This is a genomic window from Candidatus Margulisiibacteriota bacterium, assembly GCA_028715625.1.
Lineage (GTDB): Bacteria > Margulisbacteria > Riflemargulisbacteria > GWF2-35-9 > GWF2-35-9 > JAQURL01.
The window spans coordinates 1-25,330 of sequence record JAQURL010000020.1; the positions used below are offsets into that span (position 1 = coordinate 1).

Sequence of the window (25,330 nt, forward strand, 5' to 3'; positions counted from 1 at the left end):
AAAAAAGGAATTACAGTTGTCAGATGATGATTATCGCAAGATATTGCATAACATTGCAGGTGTTACAACCTCCAAAGACCTGGATGAACAAAAGTTCAGGAAGCTTATGCATTATTTTGTTCGAAGCAAATACTACAAGCTCAACCAGAACGGATTGACGATAAAACAAAAATTGTATGTCCAGTATTTGGGTAACCAGCTTAAATGGACAGAAGAACATCTGAATAATTTCATCAGGAAATATTATAAACAGAATAACCTTAATGAAATTTCCAAAAAAGATGCTTCAAAGCTTATAGAATCCTTAAAAAAAATAATTGAAAAACATTAAAGTGAAAACATAATTGTTATAAATTTGGTAAATAGTATATTATTTAAATATGTTTAATAAAACTAAACAAAAAAAACTTGTTGAAAATCCCGTAAAGAGTGAATGCGCTTTACATGCTGCCACTCTGAATACCGCTGGAAAACCCGGCGATTACGTTAAAATTACACTTTTTAGCTACTCTGAAGATAAATTTGAAGAAAAAGAACTGAAAGAAGTTAGGGAATATCTTGATTACAAAGAAAAGAAGAGCATTTCCTGGATAAACATTGACGGGGTTCATGACCATAAAATAATAAAAGACGTGGAAGAAATGCTGGGCTTGCATCCTCTTGTTATCGAGGATCTGACCAATACTTCGCAAAGGCCGAAATATGAGGACTTCGGAGATTATATTTTTATACTGTTAAAAATGTTGGAGGATAATAAAGAAAGGAACGAAATAGACATTGAACAGGTTAGCCTGATAATAACCAAAGACCTGGTTGTTTCCTTTCAGGAAGATAAAGAAGGAGATGTTTTTGAATGTATCCGCGACAGGATCAGGAACAATCGCGGGAAAATAAGAGCCCTGAAGGCAGACTATCTGGCCTATTCATTAATTGACGCAATAGTTGATTATTGTTTCAGTATTTTGGAAAAAATCGGAGAAACTATTGAAGAAATGGAAACTGATATTATTAAAGATCCTGATATAAAAACAATAGAATCAATACATAAGTTAAAAAGAGAAATAACCTATTTAAGAAGATCAATCTGGCCCTTAAGAGATGTTATAAATGAATTTTTAAGAGAGGAATCCAGTATCGTTTCAGAATCAAGCAAAGTATTTATACGGGATGTATACAATCATACAGTTCAATTAATCGATATTATTGAGACATGCAGAGATATGGTTACGGTTTTACTGGATATTTATGTAACCAGCATAAATAATAAGCTGAATGAGATTATGAAAGTTTTGGCTGTAATTGCTACGATTTTTATGCCATTAAGCTTTATTGCCAGTCTTTATGGTATGAATTTTAAATATATGCCCGAACTTGGCTGGCATTTCGGTTACCCCATGGCCCTAACCATCATGGCTGTTATTTTTATTTCTATGCTTGTTTATTTTAAAACCAAGAAGTGGTTTTAGTGAAGATAGTTTATGGCTACCATTGTTTTACTGACAATTTCTAACATCTTCATGACAGTGGCCTGGTATGGGCACTTGAGGTTTACGAAATCTCCTATATGGATAGCTATTTTTGTTAGCTGGATAATAGCCTTTGCCGAATACTGCTTCCAGGTGCCGGCCAATCGTATCGGATATGCACACTTTAACGCGGCGCAATTGAAGACCATCCAGGAAGTTATCAACCTGGTTATTTTTTCTTTTTTTTCAGTCCTTTATCTGAAAGAAAGCTTTAAATGGAACTATTTAGTTGGTTTTGCTTTAATTGCGGTAGCGGTGTTTGTAATTTTTAAGAAATGGTAGGGCTGCCTTAACCTAACCCCGGACCAAGGGCCAATCCTCTCCTGAATGGAGAGGGTTTTAACGAGCCGAATATCCTTCTCTACTTTATTTTTATTGAAACGTCCCGGAAATTTTTTCGATAAGTTTATGATAAAAAGGTTTTAAAATGCTAAACACTAAAATAATCGCTATTCTTGCAAATACAATACCAATTCTGAAGCTACCCACAGCCAGGATTAGTCGTGAGCATTTTAACGGTATCCCACAGCAGCATCTGGAAACCTTTTGGGCTATGTTTTCCGAATATCCGGAATTGCTGGATGAGGATGGCAATATTAACCTGACTTCAGATAATTTTTCTCAGATATATGATTGGCTTCAGGCAAAAATTGTTAGCACTGTTAAAATAACCATAACAGACGAAATCAGGAAATTTACGCAGCGCTACAATAAGTTTTCATATAGTAGCTCCAGAAAAGAGTTAAGCGTTAAGGGTGAAATTACGGAAGAGGAAGCCGGTGAACTGGAAAGCCTGGAAATAAAGCAAACAGATAAAAAAGCTTTAATGGAACTGATTAGATTATCCGGAGAAATAATTCCCGGACAGGAAATTTATAACATGATACTTAAAGGACAACGACAAATATTCGACAAGATGATTTTAGGGGATCCGGGTAAAACCCTGGTGTTATTCTGGCAGGAAGGTTGCTACCCATGCAAGTCAGCTATCAGACAACTTGATGAGCATAAGAGCTATCTTTACGGTGATATTAAAATTTACATTGCTGCCATCGAAGACAACATTTTACCCCATAAAGATTATAAGGATGTAATTAGGGGTACACCTGCTTTTTTATATTTTGAAAAAGGAGAACTTCAAAAAACTATATTGGGTTGCAGATCAATGAAAACGTATGCTGAGGAGTTTGATTTTGAGATTATCGGTCTGCCTGAGGATTTTTATGGTTATAAAGAGCCTGAAACCAAAACACAGGGAAAATCTGAAAAACAACCATGGTATGTAAGACTTAAAAGATTTATTTATAGATAATTGTTTTTATCCAATCCAAGATATAGTTAAAAACCTTAGCTTTTTCTAGCTCATTATGCAGTTCATGATAGTAACCATTCCATAATCTAAAAACACAGAGCTTTCCGGCCTTTGAAGCGAATTCTTCGCTTGCGGGCGCGGATGTAATATGGTCTTCGCTGCCATGTAACAGGAGCAAGGGCAGGCATAAATTTGATGAATTTTTGATAGCCCATTCTCCAGCCTTCATGAATCCGGTATAGCAGCGCGCTGAAATGCGATCATGTACCAGCGGATCAACCTTGTAAGCCTCAATAACCTGAGGATCATGTGATATAAAATCAACTTCCAGGCCAGAAGGCATGGTGAGTGACGGCCAACAGAAATTTATAAACTGGGCCAGCCATCGTTTCCAAAAAGCTGGCTTAAAGGCGAGCCGCAGCTCAGGGCTGGTGGCTATAGCTCCGGCCAGCTCGGGCTTGTAACGCAAAATATAGTTTATCGCCAGGTTGCCTCCCAGACTATGACCATAGAGAATAAAAGGAAGATCAGGGAATTTTTTACGGCAAATATCAATAAAAATTTTCAGGTCCTTCATCCAGTTTGAATAAGAGGGCGTATGCCCGCGCTTTCCTTCGGACTTGCCATGCCCGCGAAGGTCAAAAGCCATAATACAAATATTGTTAGCCGTAAAAAAGGCGGCCAATTCTTCATATCTGCCGCTATGTTCACCAATCCCATGGACCAAAATAATAACAGCTTTCGGGGTTGTTTCCGGCAACCAACACCGTGCCGAAAGATTTATTCCGTCTTCAGCTTTAAAGGTAAAATCCTGGTTGTGCATCTACTCTCCGGTTACAATCAGGGAGATATCCCCTAAAAGTTCTTTATTTTCAATAATCGCGCTCAAAACCGGTTTTATTTCGAAATGAAGGGTTTTAATTTTACGCATAAGAGCGGGTATTTCCTTTAAAGGCACTTTTTGAGCGGTTTTTACCGGGATTTGTTCTATACCGTTTGCTGTATTTAGTTTTACGCTGGTGGTAATTATTCTTTTCGGAGTAATGATCTCATCAAGGCAAAAGTCTATACCACGTTTGCATTTGGCGCCCGTTACCCGGCCATTTTCTACCCGGCACTCGCAGGAATTGGGACAAACAATACAGATTATTTTGTTATCAGTAATGATTTACTCCTTCTTTGTCAGCTATTTTTTTGCCCAGTTCTTCAGCCTCTTTTGTAGCTTTATCAGCCAGATCATGGATATAAGCCGCATTACCGATTACAAAAAGGTTTTCATCGGGTTCCAGCCCTGCATCAACAAGCAGATCCTTTTCTGGAATAAGACCAACTGAAAAGAGGATGGTATCACAAGCCAGACTTTTTTCTGTTCCGTTTTGACGATCAATAAAACGAATACCTTCAACCCGGTTTTTTCCTGCTATCTCCAGAAGTTCATGTTCGCATAGCAAAGGAATATTGAAATCATCAAGGCACTGAATCTTGTTCCTGATAAGCCCGGACAAGTTTTTGTTTATTTCCAGCACAGCCAGGACTTTCGCTCCTTCCAACGTCAGTCGTCGCGCCATGATCAGCCCGATATCGCCGGACCCGACAAGCACAACCTTTTTGCCCGGCAGCAAACCATGCAGGTTAATCATTTCCTGGGCAAGACCGGCTGTAAAAATACCGGCCGGCCTGGTACCCGGAACAGTAAGCATCTCGCGGGTCCGTTCCCTGCAGCCCGTAGCCAGCACAAGGTACTTGCCCTGTGCGCTGAATTCACCGCTTCGGTTTATATAAGTTACAATGTTCGGACTTTCCACCTTCACAACAAAGCTGGATGTAACAATTTCGATATCAGCTTCCAGAAGAAGTTTTCTGTAGCGGGCAGCATATTCCGTCCCCGTAAGCTCCTCTTTGAAATAATGCAGGCCAAAACCAATATGGATACATTGGTTTAATATGCCGCCAAGTTTTGCCTGTCTTTCAATCAGAAGGATTTTTTTTAGCCCGGCCTGATAAGCACTGTAAGCTACTGCCATGCCTGCTGGTCCGCCGCCGATAACAATCAGATTATAAGACAACATTTGTGCCTGCACCTCTTTTGGTAATGTCTGAGTAAGCAATACCCAGTTCTTGCCTGAGTATAGTCATAATTTTCATGGTGCAAAACGAACCATGACATCTACCCATCTGGCAGCGGGTGCGAAATTTGATGCCATCCAATGTTTTAGCGCCCCGGCGTACAGCTTCTTTAATCTCAGCCCTGGTAACCAGCTCACAGCGACAAACAACTTCACCGTAATCAGGGTCTGCCAAAACCAGCTCATTTCTTTGCTCATGGGTCATATCCCGGAAGCGCGGTATTGCTTGGCGAAAAGGCTGGAAACTATCCTTATTTTCAGGTCGCAAAGTTTGTCTTATCATGCTTACAACCATTTCGGCTATGGCAGGTGCTGCGGTAAGCCCGGGAGACTGTATGCCCAGGCAGTTGATAAAGCCCTCCTTGTCCTCTCTTATATGAAAATCATCTGTGGTGGCTACGGGCCGAAGCCCGGCAAAGCTGGCAATGATAGTTTTTTCGTGAATAGCGGCAATAAGTTCCTGAATGCTTTTAATGACTTTTTGTTTGCCTTCAACGGTTGTGCTTAGGTCGGTTTTATCCTGAACATCCTCGGCAGTGGGCCCGATCATGGTGTTATGGTCAACAGTTGGAATTATAAGGATACCTTTGGAGTGTTCTTTGGGTAATGGAAATATGACACGCCTGGTAATATATCCATGGTGCCTGTCTAATAAAAATTCCTGTCCTTTGCGGGGCAGGATATCTTCACACTTAACTCCAGCCAGCCTGGAAACCTCGTCAGCAAAGAGTCCTGCGGCGTTTATAACAAATTTTGTGCTGTAAATATCTTTGGAAGTTTTAATTTCCCAATAGAGGTCATTTCGTTGAATTCCTAATACTTTTTCCTCACATTTCACAATTAATTCATTTGCCTGAGCATTTTCAATTAAAGCATATACAATTTCATAAGGATTGGTAATGCCGGCAGTTTCTCCGAGCAGAGCCCATTCTATATCGGGAAGCAGGGCAGGTTCGTTTTGTATTAGCCAGTTCCTGTCTACGATAGAAACACCCGGTATGCATAGTTCCTGCGCATTATTGTAGAGCTCAAGAAGTTTCGTTTTTTCCGCGGAAGAGGCTACAATTAATTCTCCGACCCGATGTAGCGGGAAATTTAACTCAAGGGCAAGCTGGGAATATAATTCATTACCACGCACGGCGAGCTTGGCTTTTAGTGTATCGGCAGGAGACTGAAACCCGGTGTGAACTATGCCGCTGTTGGATTTGGAAACACCAAAGGAACATTCAGGTTCTTTTTCCAGCAGAACAACGTCCAGCTTGAATTTGCTGAGTTCACGGGCAATACAAGCTCCGACAATTCCTCCCCCGATAATAATAACATCAAACATTATCTGGTTTTGGCCTGTCGGACAGCATGCTGCCAGCCCGAAAGAAGTTTTTGACGGAGATTTGTTTCCATATGAGGAGTAAAGGACGTATCAATAGTTTTGGTTTTTTTCAGCTCGGCGGTGTTTTTCCAGAATGAGCAATTCAGGCCCGCGAGCATGGCAGCGCCCAGGGAAGTTGATTCAATCACAATGGGCCGCAGGATGGTTTTATTTAAGATGTCAGACTGAAATTGCATTAAAAAATTATTGGCAACAGCTCCACCATCAACTTTCAATTCTTTTATAGGAATTTCTGATTCGCTTTCCATAATATTGACAACATCCGCACTCTGATAGGCCATTGACTCCAGTGCAGCGCGAACAAGATGTTTTTTATTGGAACCGCGCGTGAGACCGGCAATAATCCCCCTGGCCTGCATATCCCAGTGCGGTGCGCCCAGTCCTACAAAGGCTGGCACTATATAAACGCCATTATTATCGGCGACAGATACGGCAATTTGTTCGCTGTCAGAAGCTTTTTGCACCAGGCCTAGCTCATCCCTAAGCCACTGTATAACAGCGCCTCCTATAAAGATTGAACCTTCCAGGGCAAAACAGGGATGACCGAGTTCATTAACAGCCAGCGTGGTAATGAGACCTTGTTTGGAAAGAAAAGGTTTATCCCCCGTGTTCATCATAATGAAACAACCAGTGCCATAGGTGTTTTTAATTTCACCGGGGTAAAAGCAGGTCTGTCCGAATAAAGCAGCCTGCTGGTCTCCGGCAACCCCTGAAACACGAGTTCCTTTAAGGGCTGGAATGGTTTCAATGTAGCCGAAATCAGCGCAAGAATTTTTTACATCAGGCAGAATATGCTCGGGGACCTCAAATAACGACAACAATTCGCTATCCCAATTTTTGGAAAAGATATTATAAAGCATAGTCCGGGACGCGTTGGTATAGTCTGTGGCATGGACATTTCCATTTGTCAGTTTCCAGATTAGCCAGGTGTCGATTGTCCCAAAAAGCAGGTCTGAAATGTTCAGGTCCGGAATGTTTTTTAAAATCCACATTATTTTAGTGGCACTGAAATAGGCATCCAGAGGCAGGCCGGTTTTTTGTTTAACCATATCCTGATGTTCGCGCAAAGAATCACAGATAGACGCTGTACGTCGGCATTGCCAGACAATAGCGTTATAAACGGGCAGGCTGGTTTTTTTATCCCAGATAACCGTGGTTTCACGCTGATTGGTAAGCCCGAGAGCCAATATTTTATCAGGATAAGCAGAACTGACTTCATTAACGGTTTCTACAACCGTATTCCAGATTTCCAGAGGGTCATGTTCCACCCAGCCGGGTTTCGGGTAAATCTGGGTAAACTCACGGTATGCTTTTTTTAAAATGCGGCCTTCTTTATTATAAAGAACGGTGGTAGTCCCGGTTGTTCCTTGGTCAATTGCGAGAATCGTCATGAACATATGATAACAAGAAAAACAAGAAAAATGGAAGAATTAGATTTTTAAACTTGCCGGTTATTTAATAAAGGCGGTGAACAATCTGAAAAACGGAGAGATAACAGAAAGTCCCAAAATAAGCCCCCATACCCGGATATCCATAATCGATACCGTATTAAAAATCAGATTGAACCATGGAGCATAGACCATAACCAGAATTAATCCCAGACTGAAAACGAAAAATGTTTTTAACAACATATTGGGAGCAGCGATTTTTTGCCAGAGATTACCGTCACGTAAAACAAAAATATAAAACTGAGGAGATAAAAGAGTAACAATAAAGGATGCGGTGATAGCTACATCTTTATTTTTTGTCAGATGGAAGGTTAACAGATAGCCGGCCATTATTGCCAAACCGAAAATTGTACCGTCAATTAACATACGAATCCTTTCAGAGGTATAAATTAACGGGTCACCTGCTTTTACAGGTTTTTGTTTCATAATATGTTCGGTTCCAGGGTCAATCGAGATACCCACGCTGGGAAAAGATTCCTGGATAACATTGGACCAGAGGATTTGCAGGGGTGTTAAGGGCAGGGGATATCCTAACAACGGCATAACTATGATGGCCAAAATTTTTCCAAGATTATTAGTTATAAGATAGGTAATAAGTTTTTTCAGGTTTTGGTAGATGATGCGACCTTCTTTAATAGCATTTACAATAGTTGAAAAGTTATCATCCGTCAGAATAATATGGGCGGCTTCCTGCGCTACCTGAGTACCTGCCCGACCCATGGCAATTCCGACATCCGCCCTCTTTAAAGCAGGCGCGTCATTTACACCGTCTCCGGTCATGGCAACAACATGGCCCAGAGATTTCAGTTCACTTATAATTAGCAGTTTATCCAGAGGGGCAACTCTAGCATAGACACGGGTGTTTTCGATTGCTTTTTGTCTGTCAGCGGCAGTTAAGCTTTCCAGTTCCTTTCCCTCCAGACATTCATCAATAGTTGTGGCTATTCCCACACTTTCGGCAATTGAAAACCCGGTTTTTTTGCTATCGCCGGTAATCATAACCACATTGATGTTGGCTGCCTTGGCCGTCCTTATAACCCCCAGGACCTCATCCTTGGGTGGGTCATAAATTACAGCGCAACCTAAAAAAATCAGTTTGTTCATATGTTGTTCTATTTCTGAACGGTTTTCACCCAGAGGTTTTTTGGCAAAAGCAATCAATCTGTAACCTTTTTCGGATTTTTGCATAAGTTCTTTTAAAATATGCTGCTTCTCGTGCGTATCCAATAATTTTTGGTTATTTTTGATTGAGATAAAATTGCAGAGGTCCAAGATTTTTTCCGGCGCACCTTTAACAATAAGTTCCTTTTGTTTATCTTTAGAAATAATAATATTGGCAGAGAGCATTTTTTCAGAAGAAAACGGCAATACTTCCAAGCTTTCATAGGTGGCAAATTGCGATTTTTTAAAGCCCAGTAAATAGGCGATTTTAATTAAACTGATTTCTGTAGGATCTCCAATTTCTTTTACGAAATTGCCTTCGCTCTCTTCAACCTCGGCAGTGGAGCAAAGATGAGAAATCAGGAAAATTTCATTGAGAAGCTGAGTTTCACCTTCTGCCAAAAGACTGAGTAGTTCGGCAGATGTATAAAAATTATGCTCCAGAAAAAGTTCTTTAACTGTCATGTTATGTTTGGTAATGGTTCCGGTCTTATCTGAGCAAATGAAGTCAACATTTCCAAGCGTTTCTACCGAGGATAGTTTTTTTATAATAACAGAATTTTTAGCCAGACGGTTCACGGCCATGGATAAGCTGATAGTAATGGAGGCCGGAAGACCTTCCGGAAATACAGCGACCATTATACTTATGGATGTAAGCAAGGATACTTCCAAACCGAAATTGCGAAATAAACCTAAAAAGAAGACAGCGCCGGCAGAAGCCAGAGCAATTTTTACCAGAATATTGATTTCCTTGTCGATTTTTTTTTGTAGTGGAGTTTTTTCCTGTTTGGCATCGGAAATATTTTTAGCTATTTTCCCTACTTCTGTATCCCTGGCGGTTTTAATAGCCACTGCTTTTCCCGTACCACCCACAACCTTACTGCCGGTAAAAACAATATTCATCATTTCATAAAGCTGAACATGGCCCTCTTTGAGAGCGGCAGACATTTTGGCTACAGGTTCGCTTTCGCCTGTTAAATGAGATTCATCTACCAGCAAATTGTTTGCTTCTATTATTCTTGAGTCACAGGGAATAATATCACCGGCCTCAAAAACCAGAATATCTCCTGGCACAATAAATTTTACGGAAAGAATCTCCAGGTTATTGTCGCGAATTACCTTGGCTTCAGGCGTAAGCATTTTTTTTAGAGCATCAACCGCTTTTTCTGATTTTCCTTCCTGGAAAAGGCTTATCAAGGTGTTAATTATTACTACACCCAGAATAACAGTGGCATCCAGCAAATCTCCTACAAATAAGGCCAGGATGGAAGCGATAAATAAAATTATGACGATAGGCTCCAGCAGTTGGTCCAGCAACTTCTCAAAGAGATTTTTTTTCTTCAGATCAGGAATTTCGTTCAGACCGAATTCAGTTAGTTTTTTTTGTATGCTTTTTTGATTTAATCCCTGTGGTGAGGAATTAAGAATTTCGTAGATCTCGGAAATATCGCGGCTACTAAAATTGCTCAGCATGTAAGTTCATTTTAGCAAATTGTATTTTGACGGTCAAAACGTTGAACAAATGTTTTTTTTGGAGTATCATTCATGCTTGTTGTTCATATGCTAAACAAATTATTCATGCCGGTAAAATTCATTTTAAAGAAAACCTCGGTTATTAGTGAAACAGGGTTGGGGAAAAAAGACCAAATAAACCCGGTAACGCTTACTATCGTAGGTTATTTGTTTTATATAGTATGCGGGCTCGCAATCCTATCTTTGCCCTTTATGCAAAGCAGATATATAAATATGATTGATAATCTTTTTATTACAACCTCAGCAGTTTCTGGTGCAGGGCTTGTAACTGTTTCAATAGCAGGATCTTATAGCTTCTTTGGGCAGCTTGTAATACTGATTTTAATTCAGTTGGGCAACATTGGTTTTATGACCTGGAGTTCTTTTATCATCTTAACCAGGCGAAAGGATTTACCGACAGAAGTGGCCAGTGTAAACAAAACGGTGTTTAGTGTGCCGGAAACTTTCAAAATAGAAACATTTATAAAAGCAGTGATATTTTTTACTTTTCTTATTGAATTGTGTGGCAGCATATTGCTTTATTTTGTTTTTTTGAAAGAAGGTGTTCCAAACCCGGTATGGCATGCAGTGTTTCATAGTGTTTCTGCTTTTTGTACTGCAGGGCTCAGTACCTTTAACAATAATTTTATGAACTACAGGAGCCATCTATGGGTTAACGCAACCATATCTTTATTAAGTCTGCTGGGAGCTTTGGGCTTTATAGTTTTTATTGATCTATGGCTGAAACTTACAGGTAAAATAAAAAAAATTACTTTTACCAGCCAGATAATTCTCAAGACTACAGTTTTTTTGGTAACCATAGGGACTCTTTTAATGTATTTTACAGAACCTTCACTTCATAATTATCCCTGGAAAGAAAAATTGTTGATATGTTTTTTCCAGGTTATTTCAGCCCACTCAACAGCGGGATTCAATACTGTGGGGATGGCTACATTTTCACGAGCGACCTTACTGCTTTTGACTATGATGATGATAATAGGGGCTTCTCCTTCTGGCACGGGAGGGGGGATCAGGACAACTTCCTTTACTGCTATTCTTGGTTTAATGAGGAGTGTATCAAGGGGAGAAACAGAGATTAGATTCCTTGGGAGAGAAATCCCCAGAGAACGTGTGCTGACTGCTGCTGCCAGCGGGGCGTTGTATTTTATGTTTTTTTGCTTGGGTATATATTTATTGTCATTAACAAGTTCGTTTGATATTATTGATATTATCTTTGAATGCGCTTCAGCATTAAGTACAGTGGGATTAAGCACGGGAATTACTTCCAGCCTTAATAATGCAGGGAAATTGATTGTTATTTCATTAATGATAATAGGCAGAGCCGGGCTTATTACTTTTGGTGCGGCAATGTTTTTAAAGCCCAATGTTAATTTGTTTAACATCAAAAAAATAAAAAAAGAAGATTTGGCAGTATAAAGCTTTTGAAATTTTTTAGAAAGGAGATAATTAAATAAAATCATTCTGTAAGAATTAGACAGGAGGAATTAACATGATCATTTTACATTATTTATCTATTATATTAGAATTCGCGGTAGCAATACTGGGCATTTTACTGGCTACAAAAAAGAAAAAGGATTTCGGCTGGTTTATAGCATTAACTTTCGCCATATATGTATTTTATGATTTGGTTTATGTGCTGAATATTAATATGCCGATCGAATCTTTATATGTTGTTTTTTTTCTGGCAACCGCATCCATTCTCTGGGCTGTATGGAATATTTATAAAGAAAAATAAAACATTGTGGGCATAACTGAGTTTTTGGCAGGTTATATTACAGCGTTTATTTCTGCGACTGGTTATCTGAGCGTATTTATGCTTATGGTTATGGAAAGCATGGTGCTTCCTGTGCCCAGCGAAGCGGTTATGCCCTTCGCAGGCTTTTTGATAGCCACAGGACAATTCAGCTTTTCTCTGGTACTTATCATCAGCACCCTAGGAAGTATCACTGGTTCCCTGGTTTCTTACTTTATAGGCGCTTATGGCGGGAAACCGTTTTTGAACAAGTTCGGCAGATTTTTTTTATTAAACAATCATGATCTGGAAGTGACTGAAAAATTTTTCCAGAAATATGGTCAGCCAACTATATTTTTTACCAGATTTATACCGGTTATCAGGCATTTGATTTCCTTGCCGGCCGGATATGCACGTATGAACATTTTTAGGTTTTCAATTTATACAATACTGGGAGCCAGTTGCTGGAATATGTTCCTGGCGGTTTGCGGATTTTATTTAAAACAAAACTGGGAAGAGGTTATGAAGTACAGCAAGTATGTAGATATAGCCGTTATTGCACTGATCATAACAGCACTGGGCTGGTTTGTTTATAAGCATCTGCAGCTAATGAAAAAAAAGAAATAATTGTTTGTTTTAAACTATTGAACTAAACGTTTTTTTAACATAAACTTTAAGAGGACTAAAATTTTAGAAAGGGAGTGTTTTGATGAAAATTATGAGGAAGTTTTGGTTGAGTGCATTGATATTATATTTATCAGGAGGCTTATTCGCCGGAGAGGCGGATCTTATTCTGCCGGATTTAAAAAGTGTTTCTTTTTTAAACATTGATGGTCGTACAATTCTGTTTTATGGACTCTTAATCTGTATTTTTGGCTTTTTATTCGGGTATGTTCAATACTTGCAGATAAAAAAGATTAATATCCACAAATCCATGAGGGATATTTCCGAGCTGATTTATGTAACATGTAAAACTTATTTAATAACTCAGGGCAAGTTCCTCTTGATCCTGGAATTTCTGGTTGGCCTTATTATTGTTGCTTATTTTGGACTGGTTACTCACTTTACCGTGTCCAAGATTGTTTTAATCCTTGCCTGCAGTCTGATTGGTATTGCCGGAAGCTACATAGTTGCCTGGTTTGGTATGAGGATAAATACCCTGGCAAATTCACGTTCCGCTTTTTCCAGCCTTAGAGGAAAGCCTTTTTTAACCTATGCGATACCCATTAAAGCCGGAATGAGCATCGGAATGCTTCTAATCAGTATTGAACTTTTTGTAATGATTTGTATTCTTCTCTTTATTGATAAAAACTACGCAGGGCCATGTTTTATCGGCTTTGCCATCGGTGAATCTTTAGGTGCCTCCGTGCTAAGAATAGCGGGCGGTATTTTTACAAAAATAGCCGATATCGGTTCAGACTTGATGAAAATAGTATTTAATATAAAAGAAGACGATGCCAGAAATCCAGGAGTTATTGCCGATTGTGTTGGTGATAATGCCGGAGATTCTGTTGGGCCAACCGCTGATGGATTCGAAACATATGGCGTTACAGGAGTTGCGCTTATTTCCTTTATTCTCGTTGCGGTTTTCGAGCCGGCAATGCAGGCCAAGCTTTTAGTCTGGATATTTGTAATGCGCCTGGCTATGATTATTGCCAGCGCAACCTCATATTGGCTGAATGATTATATTGCCAAAATATTATATGGCAATAAAACCAAAATGAATTTTGAGCATCCGTTAACATCTTTAGTTATAATAACTTCTGCTGTTTCCATTGTTTTAACTTATCTGGTGACCTTTGTTCTCATCAAAAATTTGGGTGATGGTACCTTATGGTGGAAGCTTGCCAGCATTATTTCCTGCGGCACCATTGCCGGCGCTTTGATTCCTGAGCTGGTTAAAGTTTTTACATCCACAAATTCCTCCCATGTTCAGCATGTATTAAATTCATCCAAACAGGGAGGATCATCTCTTAATATATTATCAGGACTAACTGTGGGTTATTTTAGCGCTTATTGGATCGGCATGGCGATATTGTCGCTAATGGTTGTGGCTTATTTTATAAGCCTGATGGGGTTTGCGCCATATATGCTGGCTCCTGCAATATTTGCTTTTGGTCTCGTGGCTTTCGGATTTTTGGGCATGGGTCCGGTGACCATTGCAGTGGATTCTTATGGTCCGGTAGCAGATAATGCACAATCGATTTATGAATTGTCTTTAATTGAAACAATACCCAACATCAAAGAAGAGATTAAAAAGGACTTCGGTTTTGATCCTGATTTTGAAAACGGCAAGAAATTTTTGGAAGAAAATGATGGCGCGGGCAACACTTTTAAAGCTACGGCAAAGCCTGTACTTATCGGGACAGCGGTCGTTGGCGCTACTACCATGATTTTTTCTATTATTGTAATTTTAACCCAAAAATTAAATCCGTCACTATTGGCCAATCTTTCGATAATGCATCCGCCATTTCTTTTCGGAATGATTGTAGGCGCTGCCATGATCTTTTGGTTCAGCGGCGCATCTATTCATGCTGTTTCAACTGGCGCATATCACGCTGTAGAGTTTATCAAAAAAAATATCAAGCTGGATGGAAGTTCAGACAAAGCTTCGATAGACGATAGCAAAAAGGTTGTGGCAATTTGTACTAGGTACGCACAAAAGGGTATGGTTAATATTTTCCTGGCAGTTTTTTTCAGTACTCTAGCCTTTGCATTAGTTGAGCCATACTTTTTTATTGGCTATCTGATTTCTATAGCAATTGTTGGTTTGTATCAAGCTATTTTTATGGCAAACGCAGGCGGTTCATGGGATAACGCAAAAAAAATCGTAGAAGTTGAGCTTATGGCTAAAGGAACAGAACTTCATGCCGCGACTGTTGTAGGCGATACTGTAGGCGATCCGTTTAAAGATACAACCTCAGTATCCATCAATCCGATTATTAAGTTTACAACTTTATTCGGTCTGTTAGCTATTGAACTAGGACTTGGTCTGCAAAGAGTTGTGGATGTAGGCGTAGCTGCTATATTGTTTATAACAGCATTGTTTTTTATTCTCAGATCCTTTCATGAAATGAGGATCAGAAGTAGCGCTTCTTAATATTTGAGAACTGAATAATACGCTCTTTACATTATTGTAAGAGCGTATTAGAATTTCGTTTGTTTTTTTTAAAGTCATCGGTTTTTAAGATGTTTTCAAAACACTTGGAATCAGATAATGTCAATTTTAATTTAAGATAGGATATCGTGTGGAATTAATTGTTTTTTTGCTGTGTTTTCCTTTTGCCGTTTCGTGGTTATTTTTAATATTTAGAAACAACTTTATCCGCAACATATTAGTTCTTGTTTCATCGGCCGTTATCATCGTTGCTTCTTTATCAATTCTCTTCGTTCATTTTGGCCAGGGACAATATTTTCACGCAGAATTTCCCTGGACAGAACAATTTATTTTTTTTGGCGAGCTGGTAATAACAATTATTTTGCTGGGATTAAGCTTAAAGCACAAAAAATATTTTGCTTTGTTATTAGTTATTATTCAGACAGCAATAATTTTCTGGTTTGAGACAAGTTATGGCAAGATGGTACACCCCATGTACAATCTCTATATTGATAAATTATCAATAGTTATGGCGCTTATAATTGGAATAATCGGCAGCTTAATCTGCATTTATTCCATCGGATATATGCAAGAACTGCATGAACATACGGATGATAAATTAAAAGACAAAAGACCGTTATTCTTTTTTATAAATTTTTTGTTTTTAGCGGCAATGTTTGGAATTGTTTTTGCAAACAATTTACTGTGGTTTTATTTTTTCTGGGAAATAACAACAGTATCTTCATTTATTTTAATAGGCTATAAAGGCAATGCGGAATCTATTCGTAACTCCTTTCATGCTCTGACAATCAATCTTTTCGGTGGTATTTTTTTTATTTTCGGAATAATTTATTTATTTTTAAATACCGGCGTTGTTGAGCTGGACCAAATGCTGATTATGGATAAAACACTGGTCTTGTTGCCGGTAATTTTTTTCTGTATCGCCGGTTTCACAAAGTCAGCGCAACTACCTTTTTCCAGCTGGCTCTTAGGTGCCATGGTAGCGCCCACTCCTGTATCAGCCTTGTTGCATTCCAGCACGATGGTCAAGGCCGGTGTATTTCTGGTGGTCAAGATGGCTCCTTTACTGCTAAACAGTTTTGCGGGCTTAATGGTGGCTTCGGTGGGAGGTCTTACTTTTCTGATTGCTTCTTTAATTGCAATATCACAAAGTGACGCCAAGAAAGTGTTGGCTTATTCAACAATTGCCAACCTCGGCCTGGTAATAATGTGCGCCGGAATAGGAACTTATGAAGCCATCTGGGCAGCCGTGCTGTTGATAATTTTTCACGCAATTGCCAAAGGTTTATTATTCCTGTGCGTTGGTGTAGTAGAACATCGAATCGGCAGCAGAAATATAGAAAACATGGATGGACTTATTTTTTATATGCCCAGGGTAAGCTGGATGCTTTTGGTCGGGATGGCCGGTATGTTTCTGGCGCCATTCGGGATGCTTATTAGCAAATGGGCCGTGCTCAGGGCTGTTGTTGACGCAAATCCCGGTTTATCGGTTATTTTAATATTCGGCGGTTCGGCAACTTTATTTTTTTGGGTAAAATGGATGGGGAAAATATTAACCGTGTTACAGGAACGGCCTGATAATGAGGCCCAGGTTAAGCTTTCCGAGTGGACCGCTTTATACGTCTTAACCACCCTGACTATAGCTGTTTGTTTTTTCTTTCCGGTGGTATCACATCAATTTATTGAGCCATATCTGGTTACAATATACGGACATGCGACAACCATGAACCGCGGCAATATAATAATTATGACAATTATGATGGGCCTGGTAATCCTTTTTCGTTTCAGTATGCCCAGCAAAAAAGACCGGTTTAAAGTTAAAATTGTTGATGCCTACTTGTCCGGTCTGAACGCTAATAGTAGCATTCAATATACAGCCCCTATGGGAGTTATAAAAGATGTACAGTTTAAAAACTACTATTTAGGAAAATATTTTGGCGAGCAGCGTTTAAACAAACTGGGTATTATTGTGACAAGTATGATACTGGTTATTATGGTGGTGAGTATAGCAGCATGAATTTATTAATTATATTTATTATTTATTTGATATTTGCTCCGGTAATTGGCGGAATCGTGACTGGTGTAGACAGAAAGATTACTGCCAGAATGCAGCGAAGGTACGGACCGCCCATAATGCAGCCCTTTTATGATGTGTATAAATTGTTTCAAAAAGAAAACATGGTGGTTAGAAGATCACAAAATGTATATATATTTTTTTATTTGCTCTTCATTGTTTTTACCGGTGCGCTATTTTTTACTGGTGAGGATTTTCTTCTGGTCATTTTTTCTTTAACCTTGGCCGCGATCTTTTTTATTCTGGCCGGATATAAAGGCAGTTCGCCATACAGTTATATCGGAGCGGAAAGAGAACTGCTGCAGCTTATGTCTTATGAGCCGATGGTTATTTTAACAGCTGTGGGAATGTATATGGTAACAAAAACATTTTATATAGCAAATATTATCGCCTTCCCGGAACCGCTGATCATATATTTGCCCGGCATATTCGTTGGTTTCGCGTATGTTCTTACAATTAAATTAAGGAAATCACCCTTTGATTTGTCTACATCACATCATGGTCATCAGGAAATTGTGAAGGGGATAACCACTGAGTTTTCAGGTTCAGCCTTGGGCCTTATTGAAATAGCTCACTGGTACGAAGTAGCTTTTTTGATAGGTTTTATATATTTATTCTATGCCGTGACTCCGGTTATCGGTATATTATTGGTTCTGGCAGTTTATTTCCTGGAAATTTTTATTGACAATGTTTTCGCCCGGTTAAGATGGCAATATACCTTAAGTTCTTCCTGGATAATCGCTATTATTCTGGGGCTTGGCAATATTATTGCCTTAACAATTTTTAGATAGAGGTTTTATAAATAATGAAAATGATAAAAAAATCACCATGGGTTATACATTATGACGCGTCAAGTTGTAACGGCTGCGACATAGAAGTGCTAGCCTGCCTGACACCGATGTATGATATAGAACGTTTCGGTATTATCAATACCGGCAACCCCAAGCATGCTGACATTTTTTTAATAACAGGTTCTGTTAATGAGCAAAATAAAGATGTGGTTCTGAATATCTATAACCAGATGCCGGAACCAAAGGTGGTAGTGGCAATTGGAATATGCGCCACATCCGGGGGAATATTCAGGGAATGTTATAACGTAATCGGTGGACCGGACAAGATAATCCCTGTCGACGTATATGTACCGGGATGCGCTGCCAGGCCGGAATCTATTATTGACGGTGTAGTTAAAGCGCTTGGTCTCTGGGAAAAAAAGGCTGTTGATTTTAAAAAAAGCAAAAAGAGGAATATAAAATGATTGAAGATCAAAAAATGCTGGATATAAATTTAACCGATTTAAATACATTGATTCAAACCTGTTTTGATGAACTTTACAGGCTGGTGCAGATCGGTTGTACAAAAACCGGTGAAGGATATGAGGTTAATTATTCTTTTGATAAAAATTATAAATTTGTGAATTATAAAATCAAACTTAAATCTAATGAAGAAGAAATCCCCAGTATAACCGGAATTTATTGGAATGCATTTCTTTATGAAAATGAACTGCATGATTTGTTCGGACTGAAAATAAAAGGTATTAATGTGGATTTTCAGGGCAAGCTCTATAAGCTAGCCCAGCCTTTTCCATTTTCATGTGGTCCTGAGATAAAGATTGTTGAAAAGAAGGAAGAGAAAAAAAATGAGCAATAGAACCGTAGTTCCCTTTGGTCCGCAGCACCCGGTTCTACCCGAACCTATTCATTTGGACCTGGTACTGGAAGACGAACTGGTTGTTGAGGCCATACCTTCTATAGGCTTTATACACAGAGGCTTGGAAAAGCTTGTGGAGAAAAAAGATTTTATCGAATTTGTATATGTGGCGGAAAGAATATGCGGTATATGCAGTTTTATTCATGGCCAAACCTATTGTCAGGGCATAGAAGAACTGATGAAAATACAGGTGCCGGACAGAGCGCTGTTCCTGCGTACAATTTGGGGCGAAATGTCCAGAATACACAGCCATACACTGTGGCTTGGGCTTATGGCCGACGCTTTCGGTTTTGAAAGTTTATTCATGCACAGCTGGCGTATCAGAGAAAGACTGCTGGATATCATCGAGGAAACAACCGGAGGCAGAGTTATTTTCGGCTCCTGCAAAATCGGTGGTGTGAGAAGAGATATAAACAGTGAAGTGCTGCAAAGAATACAAGGCGAGCTGAATCAAATGGAAAAAGAAATGAAAGAAATTGCCAATGTATTTATAAAGGACAAATCGGTTAAAAACAGATTGGTCGGAATAGGCGTATTAAGCAGGTCCGAAGCATTGATGCTGGGTGCTGTCGGGCCCATGCTCAGGGCCAGCGGCGTATCTCAAGACATGCGCAAACTTGGCTATGCTGCCTATAAAAATGTAGAATTTGAACCCATAACCAGCGAAGACGGTGACAGTTACGCAAGATGTGTAGTGCGTATTAAGGAAGTATTTCAATCCTTTGATATTATCAGACAATGCATTCAAAAAATTCCCGCAGGTCCGGTGGATATAAAGGTTACCGGCAACCCCAGCGGCGAATTTTTTTCCAGAACAGAACAGCCCAGAGGGGAAGTAGTTTATTACCTAAAGGCTAACGGCACCAAGAACTTGGAGCGCATGCGTGTTAGAACGCCGACTTTTTCCAATATTCCTTCAATTGTAAAGGTAATTCCCGGCTCACAACTGGCCGATATCCCTGTATTACTGCTGACCATTGATCCTTGTATCAGCTGTACGGAAAGGTAATTATGTCAATTTTTACATTCTGGAAAACAATCCTGAAAAGCTTGATAAGCAAACCCGCCACACTGATGTATCCATTTATACCCAGAAAGTTTTATCCCAATACCAGAGGAAGCATAAAAAACAAGATAGAAGCCTGTATTTATTGCGGGCTATGCCAGAGAAAATGCCCCACAACAGCGATTGTGGTAAGCAAACCGGACAAGAAATGGCAGATAGACATTATGCGTTGCGTAACTTGCAATGCCTGCGTGGATGTGTGTCCTACAAAATGCCTGAGCATGGAAAATCAGTACTCAACACCAGTAGCCAAAGAATAAATCAAAAAAATTAATCTAAGCCGGACTTTTTATAATATCGATAATTTAAAATAATTATTACTAATTAGGTCTAGCCTTAGTTTTGGAGGATTACCTTTTGGCCAGGGAGCAATATTGTTCTCAATCAACCATTTACCTACTTCTACGCTTATTAATTCATGACAGGAGTTATTCCAGAATGATTTTTTATTAGTTTTTATCAATACGGTTATGTTATCATTCAACTCAACACGGATATTATCCCAGTTAGAGTTAAAGTATTTATCCCTATCCTGAATTGCGACTTTTAGCCCATATCCTATTGGGTCAAAAACATTACCATTTCCGCCCTTCCAACATGTTACGATCATAATTGTATTATACTGTTTGTAATCGATTAGTGATACACAAAATATAATTACTTATTTTGAGATTGGCATCATTTAGCATTCTATATTTAAAAGCTACAGACTATAATTAAGGTTAATGAAAATCTTGATTGTTTTCCCGCCTTTTGCCAATCCTACCTATATTCCTTATTCGTTACTGGATTTGCGAGGTTATGTAAAAAAAAGGACCGGGATTAGTGTTGATTTTTTTGACTGGAATATAGCATTATTTCGCAAACATATTCAGGAAAAGGCAGCTGATTTAACAAACCTTGATAATTATTACAGGCAAACCGTCGATGTAATAAACAAGTGGTTTTTGCTTCAAAAGGAGCTGCATAGCCAGGTTTTAGCTTATTTACAAAACGAAAACGAGATAATAAATCCAGAAATTTTTGAATTTATCAGGGAAACAACTATTGATAGCTATGATTGCGTGGCATTTTCTTTGAATTTTCATCAGCGGGACGAATACAGCCAGTTTTATATGACAGTGGCTGCTGCGAAAGCGGTTAAATCGTTATTCCCAGAAAAAAAAGTATTGCTGGGAGGAGCGTTGCTGAACCATATAGAACCCCGGGAACTGCTGAATACTTTTCCTTTTCTGGATATTATTTTTCTCAAAGAAAGCGAGGAAAGTTTTTCCGAGTTTGTTAGCGGCCACCCGTTGGAAAGAATTCCTAATATTTTTTATCGCAAACAGACTGTTGTTAGAAATCCGGAGAAGAATAATGTTTTGAGAGATTTGGTTTATTTGCCGGATCTATCTCAGCTTAATATGAGCAGGTACTTTAATCCCAAACCTGTTATCACCATACAATTTAAACGAGGCTGTCCCTGGCAAAAGTGCACTTTTTGTTCTCAAAACCTGTCTTATTTCCAATATGAAAAAAAAAAGTCGGCACAGATATTCATTAATAAACTGGAATGTCTAAACAAACAGGGAGTGCGATTTTTTTATTTTTCAGACCAAATGATCAGTCCGGCAGATGCTAAAGAGATTTGTCAGCTTATAGAAAAGCAAGGACTGAATATAAGGTGGGCAATTATGGCTTTGCCGCAGAAAGGATTTAACAAGGAATTATTAACAAAAATGAAGAGGGCAGGTTGTGTCTGGATTACCTGGGGCATAGAATCTGCCAGCAGGAGAATATTAAAAACGATGAATAAACCCCTTAAAATTGAGGTCGCCAGACAAAACATAATAGAAACATATCAGACAGGCATGAAAAACGTTCTGCTGATGATTTACGGCTTTCCCGGAGAAACAGAAGATGACCTTCAGCAATCACTGGTGTTTCTGCAGGAGCAGGAGCCTTATTATTATGACAACTCCATGAGCCCGTTTCATTTATGCAAAGGTTCAGAAATATTTAATCATCCGGATAATTTTAAAATCAGCATAAAAGAACCTTTGGCTATTTATGAGGATAAAAACGGCGGAATCAATTCCAATATATATTTTTATACTGATAATTCGGGAATCAGTATAGATTATGAGAAAATTTTACCTGAACCCAGAAGAACCTTTCCCTTCGCCGAGCATATGCTTATTTATTCAGGACAGTCAGACTATTGTCCAAAAATAATCCCTAATAAGTCATTGCGAGCGAAGCGTGGCAATCTACATGTCTAGACACGAGGATTGCTTCGTCGTTTACTCCTCGCAATGACAGAAAAAATATTTTTGGACATTTGCTATCAATTAATCAAATGATTCTATTTTTCAAAGGAAAAACAGGTTTAAAGTGAATTGATTTTAAATTAGTTCAAGGCATGTCCCTAGAGGACTTCAACAAAAATTGTTTTCAAATAACGACCTTCCGGGAAGGATAATTTCTCAGTATGATCAAAAGCCTGCCCCATACAGGCTATAACACGAGTATCACGTCCGGCCTTACCGCTGGCCATACGTAGCATGTTTTTAAAATCATCGAGCGTAACACGACCGGAACAAGAGCTGGATGCCAATAAACAGGAGGTTTTCAGTAGCTCAAAACATTTTTTGTTTAAATCCTCATAGGCCTTGATGGCTTGTTCTACTTTAGCTTTGGATTTGGCAAAAGCAGGTGGGTCACAAACAATAAAGTCAAAATCTGCAGATTTGTTAAGGCTGTGCAGATAGTCAAAAACATCGGCTTTTATAAATTCATACTTTTTTGAAGCCGGATCGAGTTTGTTTAGCTTGAAGTTTGCGATGGCCAGCTCCAGAGCGGCTTCTGACGTGTCTACCGAAACAACGGATTCAGCCCCGGCCAGAGCAGCATAGACGCTAAAAGCTCCTGAATAACAAAAAAGGTTTAACACTTTTCGTTTGCTGCAAATCATGCCGAATTGCAGCCGGGCATCACGCTGATCCAGAAAAAAGCCTGTCTTCTGGCCACTCAAAACATCAGCCAGAAACGAATAGCCATTTTCCAGAAAGTCCACCGGACTATCTATCTGCCCCAGATGGACCTGAACCGGATAATCTTGAAGGCCTTCTTCTTTTCTGGCAGAAACATCTGAACGCTCAACAATGGCTGCAGGCCGGAAAGCTTTCTTAATCGAAGAAATTATTAGAGGACGTAAATGTTCCATTCCGGCAGTATGTATTTGAAAAACAAAGGTCTGGTCATAGCGATCAATAATGAGGCCCGGAAAACCATCGGCATCGCTATGCACCAAACGGTATCCGTTGGTTTGCGACGGTAAATATTTCTGCTTCATTTTATCAAGCAAAACCAGCTTGTTAACAAAAAATGTTTCATTAATTTGTTCATCAGCTGTGCTGATAATACGTATGCGAATGGAGGTTAGTGGATTATAAGTACCGATTCCCAGAAAGCTGTTATCGGCAGCCATGACCCTTACCAGAACACCGGGTTGTGCTTGAATATCGCCGATAAGGGCATTGGAGAACACCCAGGGGTGTCCAGCTCTTATCGGTGTCTCTCTGTGGGCCCTGAGCTTAATAATCGGCATATCAGACATAAGCGCTATTATAACATCATGTACAATTAATATAACATTCTGTTATTATAAACCCGATGGATATTAAAGAGTTTAATCATACAAAGATTATAGCTACTTTAGGCCCTGCCACGGAAAGCCCGGAAAAAATTCGTGAACTGATAAAGGCCGGGGTAGATGTGTTTCGTTTAAACACCTCACACGGGACCATGGAAGAACATGGCTTAAGAGTAAAAAATATCCGAAAGATTTCCGAAGAGACAGAAGAGCATTTAACTATTCTGGTAGATTTGCAAGGCCCGAAAATCAGGGTAGGAAATATGGCTGCAACGATTATGTTAAAAGATAGCGAGGAAGTAACGCTGATCTATGCCAACTCTTCAACTGACCCTAAAATTATTCCGGTTGATTACGAGGGACTTTTTGATGGCCTGAAGCCTGGAGAGCGCATACTTTTAAATGATGGTCGGATTGAGCTGAAAATTAAAACTGTCAAAGAAAAAAGTGTTTTGGCCATTGTGATAAACGGCGGTGAGCTATCTTCCAGAAAAGGAATTAATGTGCCAGGTGCTACCTTCCATATTCCGGCTGTTACAGAGAGGGACAAAACTTTTATTAAATTCGCCGTGGAACATAATGTGGATTACATTGCTCAATCTTTTGTGAGAACTGCGGGAGATGTACTGGAAGTCAGAAAAGAAATGGCCGCTTATCATGCTTATATTCCGGTCATCGCCAAGATAGAGAAGCCACAAGCGATTGAAAATATTGACGATATTATTAATGTCGCGGACGGCATTATGGTTGCCAGGGGAGACTTGGGTGTAGAGATGTCTCCGGAAGAGGTCCCATTGTTGCAAAAAATGATAATTCAGAAATCCAATCTGGCCATGAAACCAGTGATTGTGGCGACCCAAATGCTGGAATCAATGATAGAAGAACCTGTGCCCACTCGGGCGGAAACCAATGATGTGGCCAACGCTATTCTGGACGGTGGTGATGCTGTAATGCTTTCTGCAGAGACAACAGTGGGAAAGTTTCCAATAAAAGCAGTGGAAATGATGAATAAAATCGCAGCAACCATTGAGAGCAGTCCTGTTTATGAGGAAATGTATAAAATTTACGCTCAAATGGATAATCATAATAGTAAGGAACATAAAAGGGATATCCAGATTACCCGTTTATTTAATGATCTTGATATTAAGGCTATTATTGCTATAACTACCAGCGGATATACGGCACGATTGTTATCCAAAGCTAAAGTGCTGCCCCCGATCATCGCGGTTAGTAATGACCAGACGCTTTGCTGCCAGCTGAACCTGCTCTGGGGCGTTATACCCTATAAAACAAATTTGAAGCTGGAATTCAGCGAATCATTCTTGCATAGTATAACTGGCGAATTAAAAAAAGATAAACTTTTAAAAGCCAGGGATAAAGTTATAGTATTAGCTGGACTGCCTTATTTTTCTATAAATAAAACAACACATATCCGCTTTCTGGAAATAAATTAATATTTTCTAAGTAGCCATATTGAATGGACGGCTAATCCTGTGTGAT

Annotated in this window: 24 protein-coding genes; 16 read left to right on the top strand and 8 right to left on the bottom strand. The window is 39.3% G+C overall.

The window, feature by feature from the left end; translation table 11 throughout:
• The 4 genes from PHV30_04625 to PHV30_04640 form a co-directional block, all read left to right on the top strand.
• The coding region (locus PHV30_04625) for a DUF1018 domain-containing protein (GenBank protein ID MDD5456300.1) at positions 1-331 on the top strand (331 nt) is incomplete at its 5' end.
• 49 nt (positions 332-380) lie between these two features.
• Positions 381-1,466, top strand: coding sequence for a magnesium/cobalt transporter CorA (gene corA, locus PHV30_04630; GenBank protein ID MDD5456301.1), 1,086 nt, complete (start codon positions 381-383; stop codon positions 1,464-1,466).
• A 12-nt stretch (positions 1,467-1,478) separates the two neighbouring features.
• The gene (locus PHV30_04635; GenBank protein MDD5456302.1) at positions 1,479-1,808 is read left to right on the top strand and encodes a DMT family protein; all 330 of its coding nucleotides are present in this window, start codon (positions 1,479-1,481) and stop codon (positions 1,806-1,808) included.
• Between the two features lie 145 nt (positions 1,809-1,953).
• Positions 1,954-2,838 (top strand): thioredoxin domain-containing protein, encoded by an 885-nt coding sequence (locus PHV30_04640; protein MDD5456303.1) that lies wholly within the window; start codon positions 1,954-1,956, stop codon positions 2,836-2,838.
• Here the strand turns inward: PHV30_04640 and PHV30_04645 are convergent.
• From PHV30_04645 to PHV30_04670, 6 genes are all read right to left on the bottom strand, one after another.
• On the bottom strand, positions 2,825-3,661 hold the full coding sequence (locus PHV30_04645; protein MDD5456304.1) for a lysophospholipase: 837 nt from the start codon (positions 3,659-3,661) through the stop codon (positions 2,825-2,827). The two genes, PHV30_04640 and PHV30_04645, sit on opposite strands and share 14 nt — an antisense overlap.
• A complete protein-coding gene (locus PHV30_04650) occupies positions 3,662-3,907 on the bottom strand; it encodes a DUF1667 domain-containing protein (protein MDD5456305.1) in 246 nt (81 codons plus the stop codon).
• Positions 3,908-3,995: 88 nt separating this feature from the next.
• Positions 3,996-4,907, bottom strand: coding sequence for an FAD-dependent oxidoreductase (locus PHV30_04655; protein MDD5456306.1), 912 nt, complete (start codon positions 4,905-4,907; stop codon positions 3,996-3,998).
• Positions 4,894-6,294, bottom strand: a complete 1,401-nt coding sequence (locus PHV30_04660) for an NAD(P)/FAD-dependent oxidoreductase (protein MDD5456307.1) — start codon at positions 6,292-6,294, stop codon at positions 4,894-4,896. Before PHV30_04660 ends, PHV30_04655 begins: the two co-directional genes overlap by 14 nt.
• Positions 6,294-7,745, bottom strand: a complete 1,452-nt coding sequence (glpK, locus tag PHV30_04665) for a glycerol kinase GlpK (GenBank protein MDD5456308.1) — start codon at positions 7,743-7,745, stop codon at positions 6,294-6,296. Before glpK ends, PHV30_04660 begins: the two co-directional genes overlap by 1 nt.
• A 60-nt stretch (positions 7,746-7,805) precedes the next feature.
• Complete coding sequence (locus PHV30_04670; GenBank protein MDD5456309.1) at positions 7,806-10,436, bottom strand: cation-translocating P-type ATPase; 2,631 nt, start codon at positions 10,434-10,436, stop codon at positions 7,806-7,808.
• A 72-nt stretch (positions 10,437-10,508) separates the two neighbouring features.
• On the opposite strand from PHV30_04670, the gene PHV30_04675 reads away from it, so the two are divergent.
• The 10 genes from PHV30_04675 (at position 10,509) to PHV30_04720 (ending at position 20,453) form a co-directional block, all read left to right on the top strand.
• Positions 10,509-11,912 (top strand): potassium transporter TrkG, encoded by a 1,404-nt coding sequence (locus tag PHV30_04675; GenBank protein MDD5456310.1) that lies wholly within the window; start codon positions 10,509-10,511, stop codon positions 11,910-11,912.
• 73 nt (positions 11,913-11,985) lie between these two features.
• Positions 11,986-12,231 (top strand): hypothetical protein, encoded by a 246-nt coding sequence (locus PHV30_04680; GenBank protein ID MDD5456311.1) that lies wholly within the window; start codon positions 11,986-11,988, stop codon positions 12,229-12,231.
• Between the two features lie 6 nt (positions 12,232-12,237).
• Positions 12,238-12,855 (top strand): DedA family protein, encoded by a 618-nt coding sequence (locus PHV30_04685; protein MDD5456312.1) that lies wholly within the window; start codon positions 12,238-12,240, stop codon positions 12,853-12,855.
• A gap of 106 nt (positions 12,856-12,961) precedes the next feature.
• Positions 12,962-15,328 carry a sodium-translocating pyrophosphatase gene (locus PHV30_04690; protein MDD5456313.1) on the top strand — a complete coding sequence of 789 codons (2,367 nt, stop codon included), beginning with the start codon at positions 12,962-12,964 and terminating at the stop codon, positions 15,326-15,328.
• A 148-nt stretch (positions 15,329-15,476) separates the two neighbouring features.
• Positions 15,477-17,363: a proton-conducting transporter membrane subunit gene (locus PHV30_04695; GenBank protein MDD5456314.1), complete on the top strand. Its 1,887-nt coding sequence runs from the start codon at positions 15,477-15,479 to the stop codon at positions 17,361-17,363.
• Positions 17,360-18,211 carry an NADH-quinone oxidoreductase subunit H gene (locus PHV30_04700; protein ID MDD5456315.1) on the top strand — a complete coding sequence of 284 codons (852 nt, stop codon included), beginning with the start codon at positions 17,360-17,362 and terminating at the stop codon, positions 18,209-18,211. Before PHV30_04695 ends, PHV30_04700 begins: the two co-directional genes overlap by 4 nt.
• 14 nt (positions 18,212-18,225) lie before the next feature.
• Positions 18,226-18,675 (top strand): NADH-quinone oxidoreductase subunit B family protein, encoded by a 450-nt coding sequence (locus PHV30_04705; GenBank protein MDD5456316.1) that lies wholly within the window; start codon positions 18,226-18,228, stop codon positions 18,673-18,675.
• Positions 18,672-19,067 carry an NADH-quinone oxidoreductase subunit C gene (locus PHV30_04710; protein MDD5456317.1) on the top strand — a complete coding sequence of 132 codons (396 nt, stop codon included), beginning with the start codon at positions 18,672-18,674 and terminating at the stop codon, positions 19,065-19,067. The genes PHV30_04705 and PHV30_04710 overlap by 4 nt, the downstream gene beginning before the upstream one ends.
• Positions 19,057-20,136: a nickel-dependent hydrogenase large subunit gene (locus PHV30_04715; GenBank protein ID MDD5456318.1), complete on the top strand. Its 1,080-nt coding sequence runs from the start codon at positions 19,057-19,059 to the stop codon at positions 20,134-20,136. The genes PHV30_04710 and PHV30_04715 overlap by 11 nt, the downstream gene beginning before the upstream one ends.
• A gap of 2 nt (positions 20,137-20,138) precedes the next feature.
• Entirely contained in the window at positions 20,139-20,453 is a 315-nt protein-coding gene (locus PHV30_04720; GenBank protein ID MDD5456319.1) for a 4Fe-4S dicluster domain-containing protein, read from the top strand.
• Positions 20,454-20,482: 29 nt separating this feature from the next.
• Here the strand turns inward: PHV30_04720 and PHV30_04725 are convergent, their stop codons facing one another.
• Positions 20,483-20,803: a hypothetical protein gene (locus PHV30_04725; protein MDD5456320.1), complete on the bottom strand. Its 321-nt coding sequence runs from the start codon at positions 20,801-20,803 to the stop codon at positions 20,483-20,485.
• Positions 20,804-20,918: 115 nt separating this feature from the next.
• On the opposite strand from PHV30_04725, the gene PHV30_04730 reads away from it, so the two are divergent.
• Entirely contained in the window at positions 20,919-22,457 is a 1,539-nt protein-coding gene (locus PHV30_04730; protein ID MDD5456321.1) for a radical SAM protein, read from the top strand.
• Between the two features lie 146 nt (positions 22,458-22,603).
• Here PHV30_04730 and PHV30_04735 read toward each other — a convergent pair whose 3' ends face one another.
• Positions 22,604-23,794 (bottom strand): class I SAM-dependent rRNA methyltransferase, encoded by a 1,191-nt coding sequence (locus PHV30_04735; GenBank protein ID MDD5456322.1) that lies wholly within the window; start codon positions 23,792-23,794, stop codon positions 22,604-22,606.
• 56 nt (positions 23,795-23,850) lie between these two features.
• Here PHV30_04735 and pyk point away from each other — a divergent pair, with 56 nt between their 5' ends.
• Positions 23,851-25,284, top strand: a complete 1,434-nt coding sequence (gene pyk / locus PHV30_04740; GenBank protein ID MDD5456323.1) for a pyruvate kinase — start codon at positions 23,851-23,853, stop codon at positions 25,282-25,284.
• Positions 25,285-25,330 lie beyond the last annotated feature (46 nt).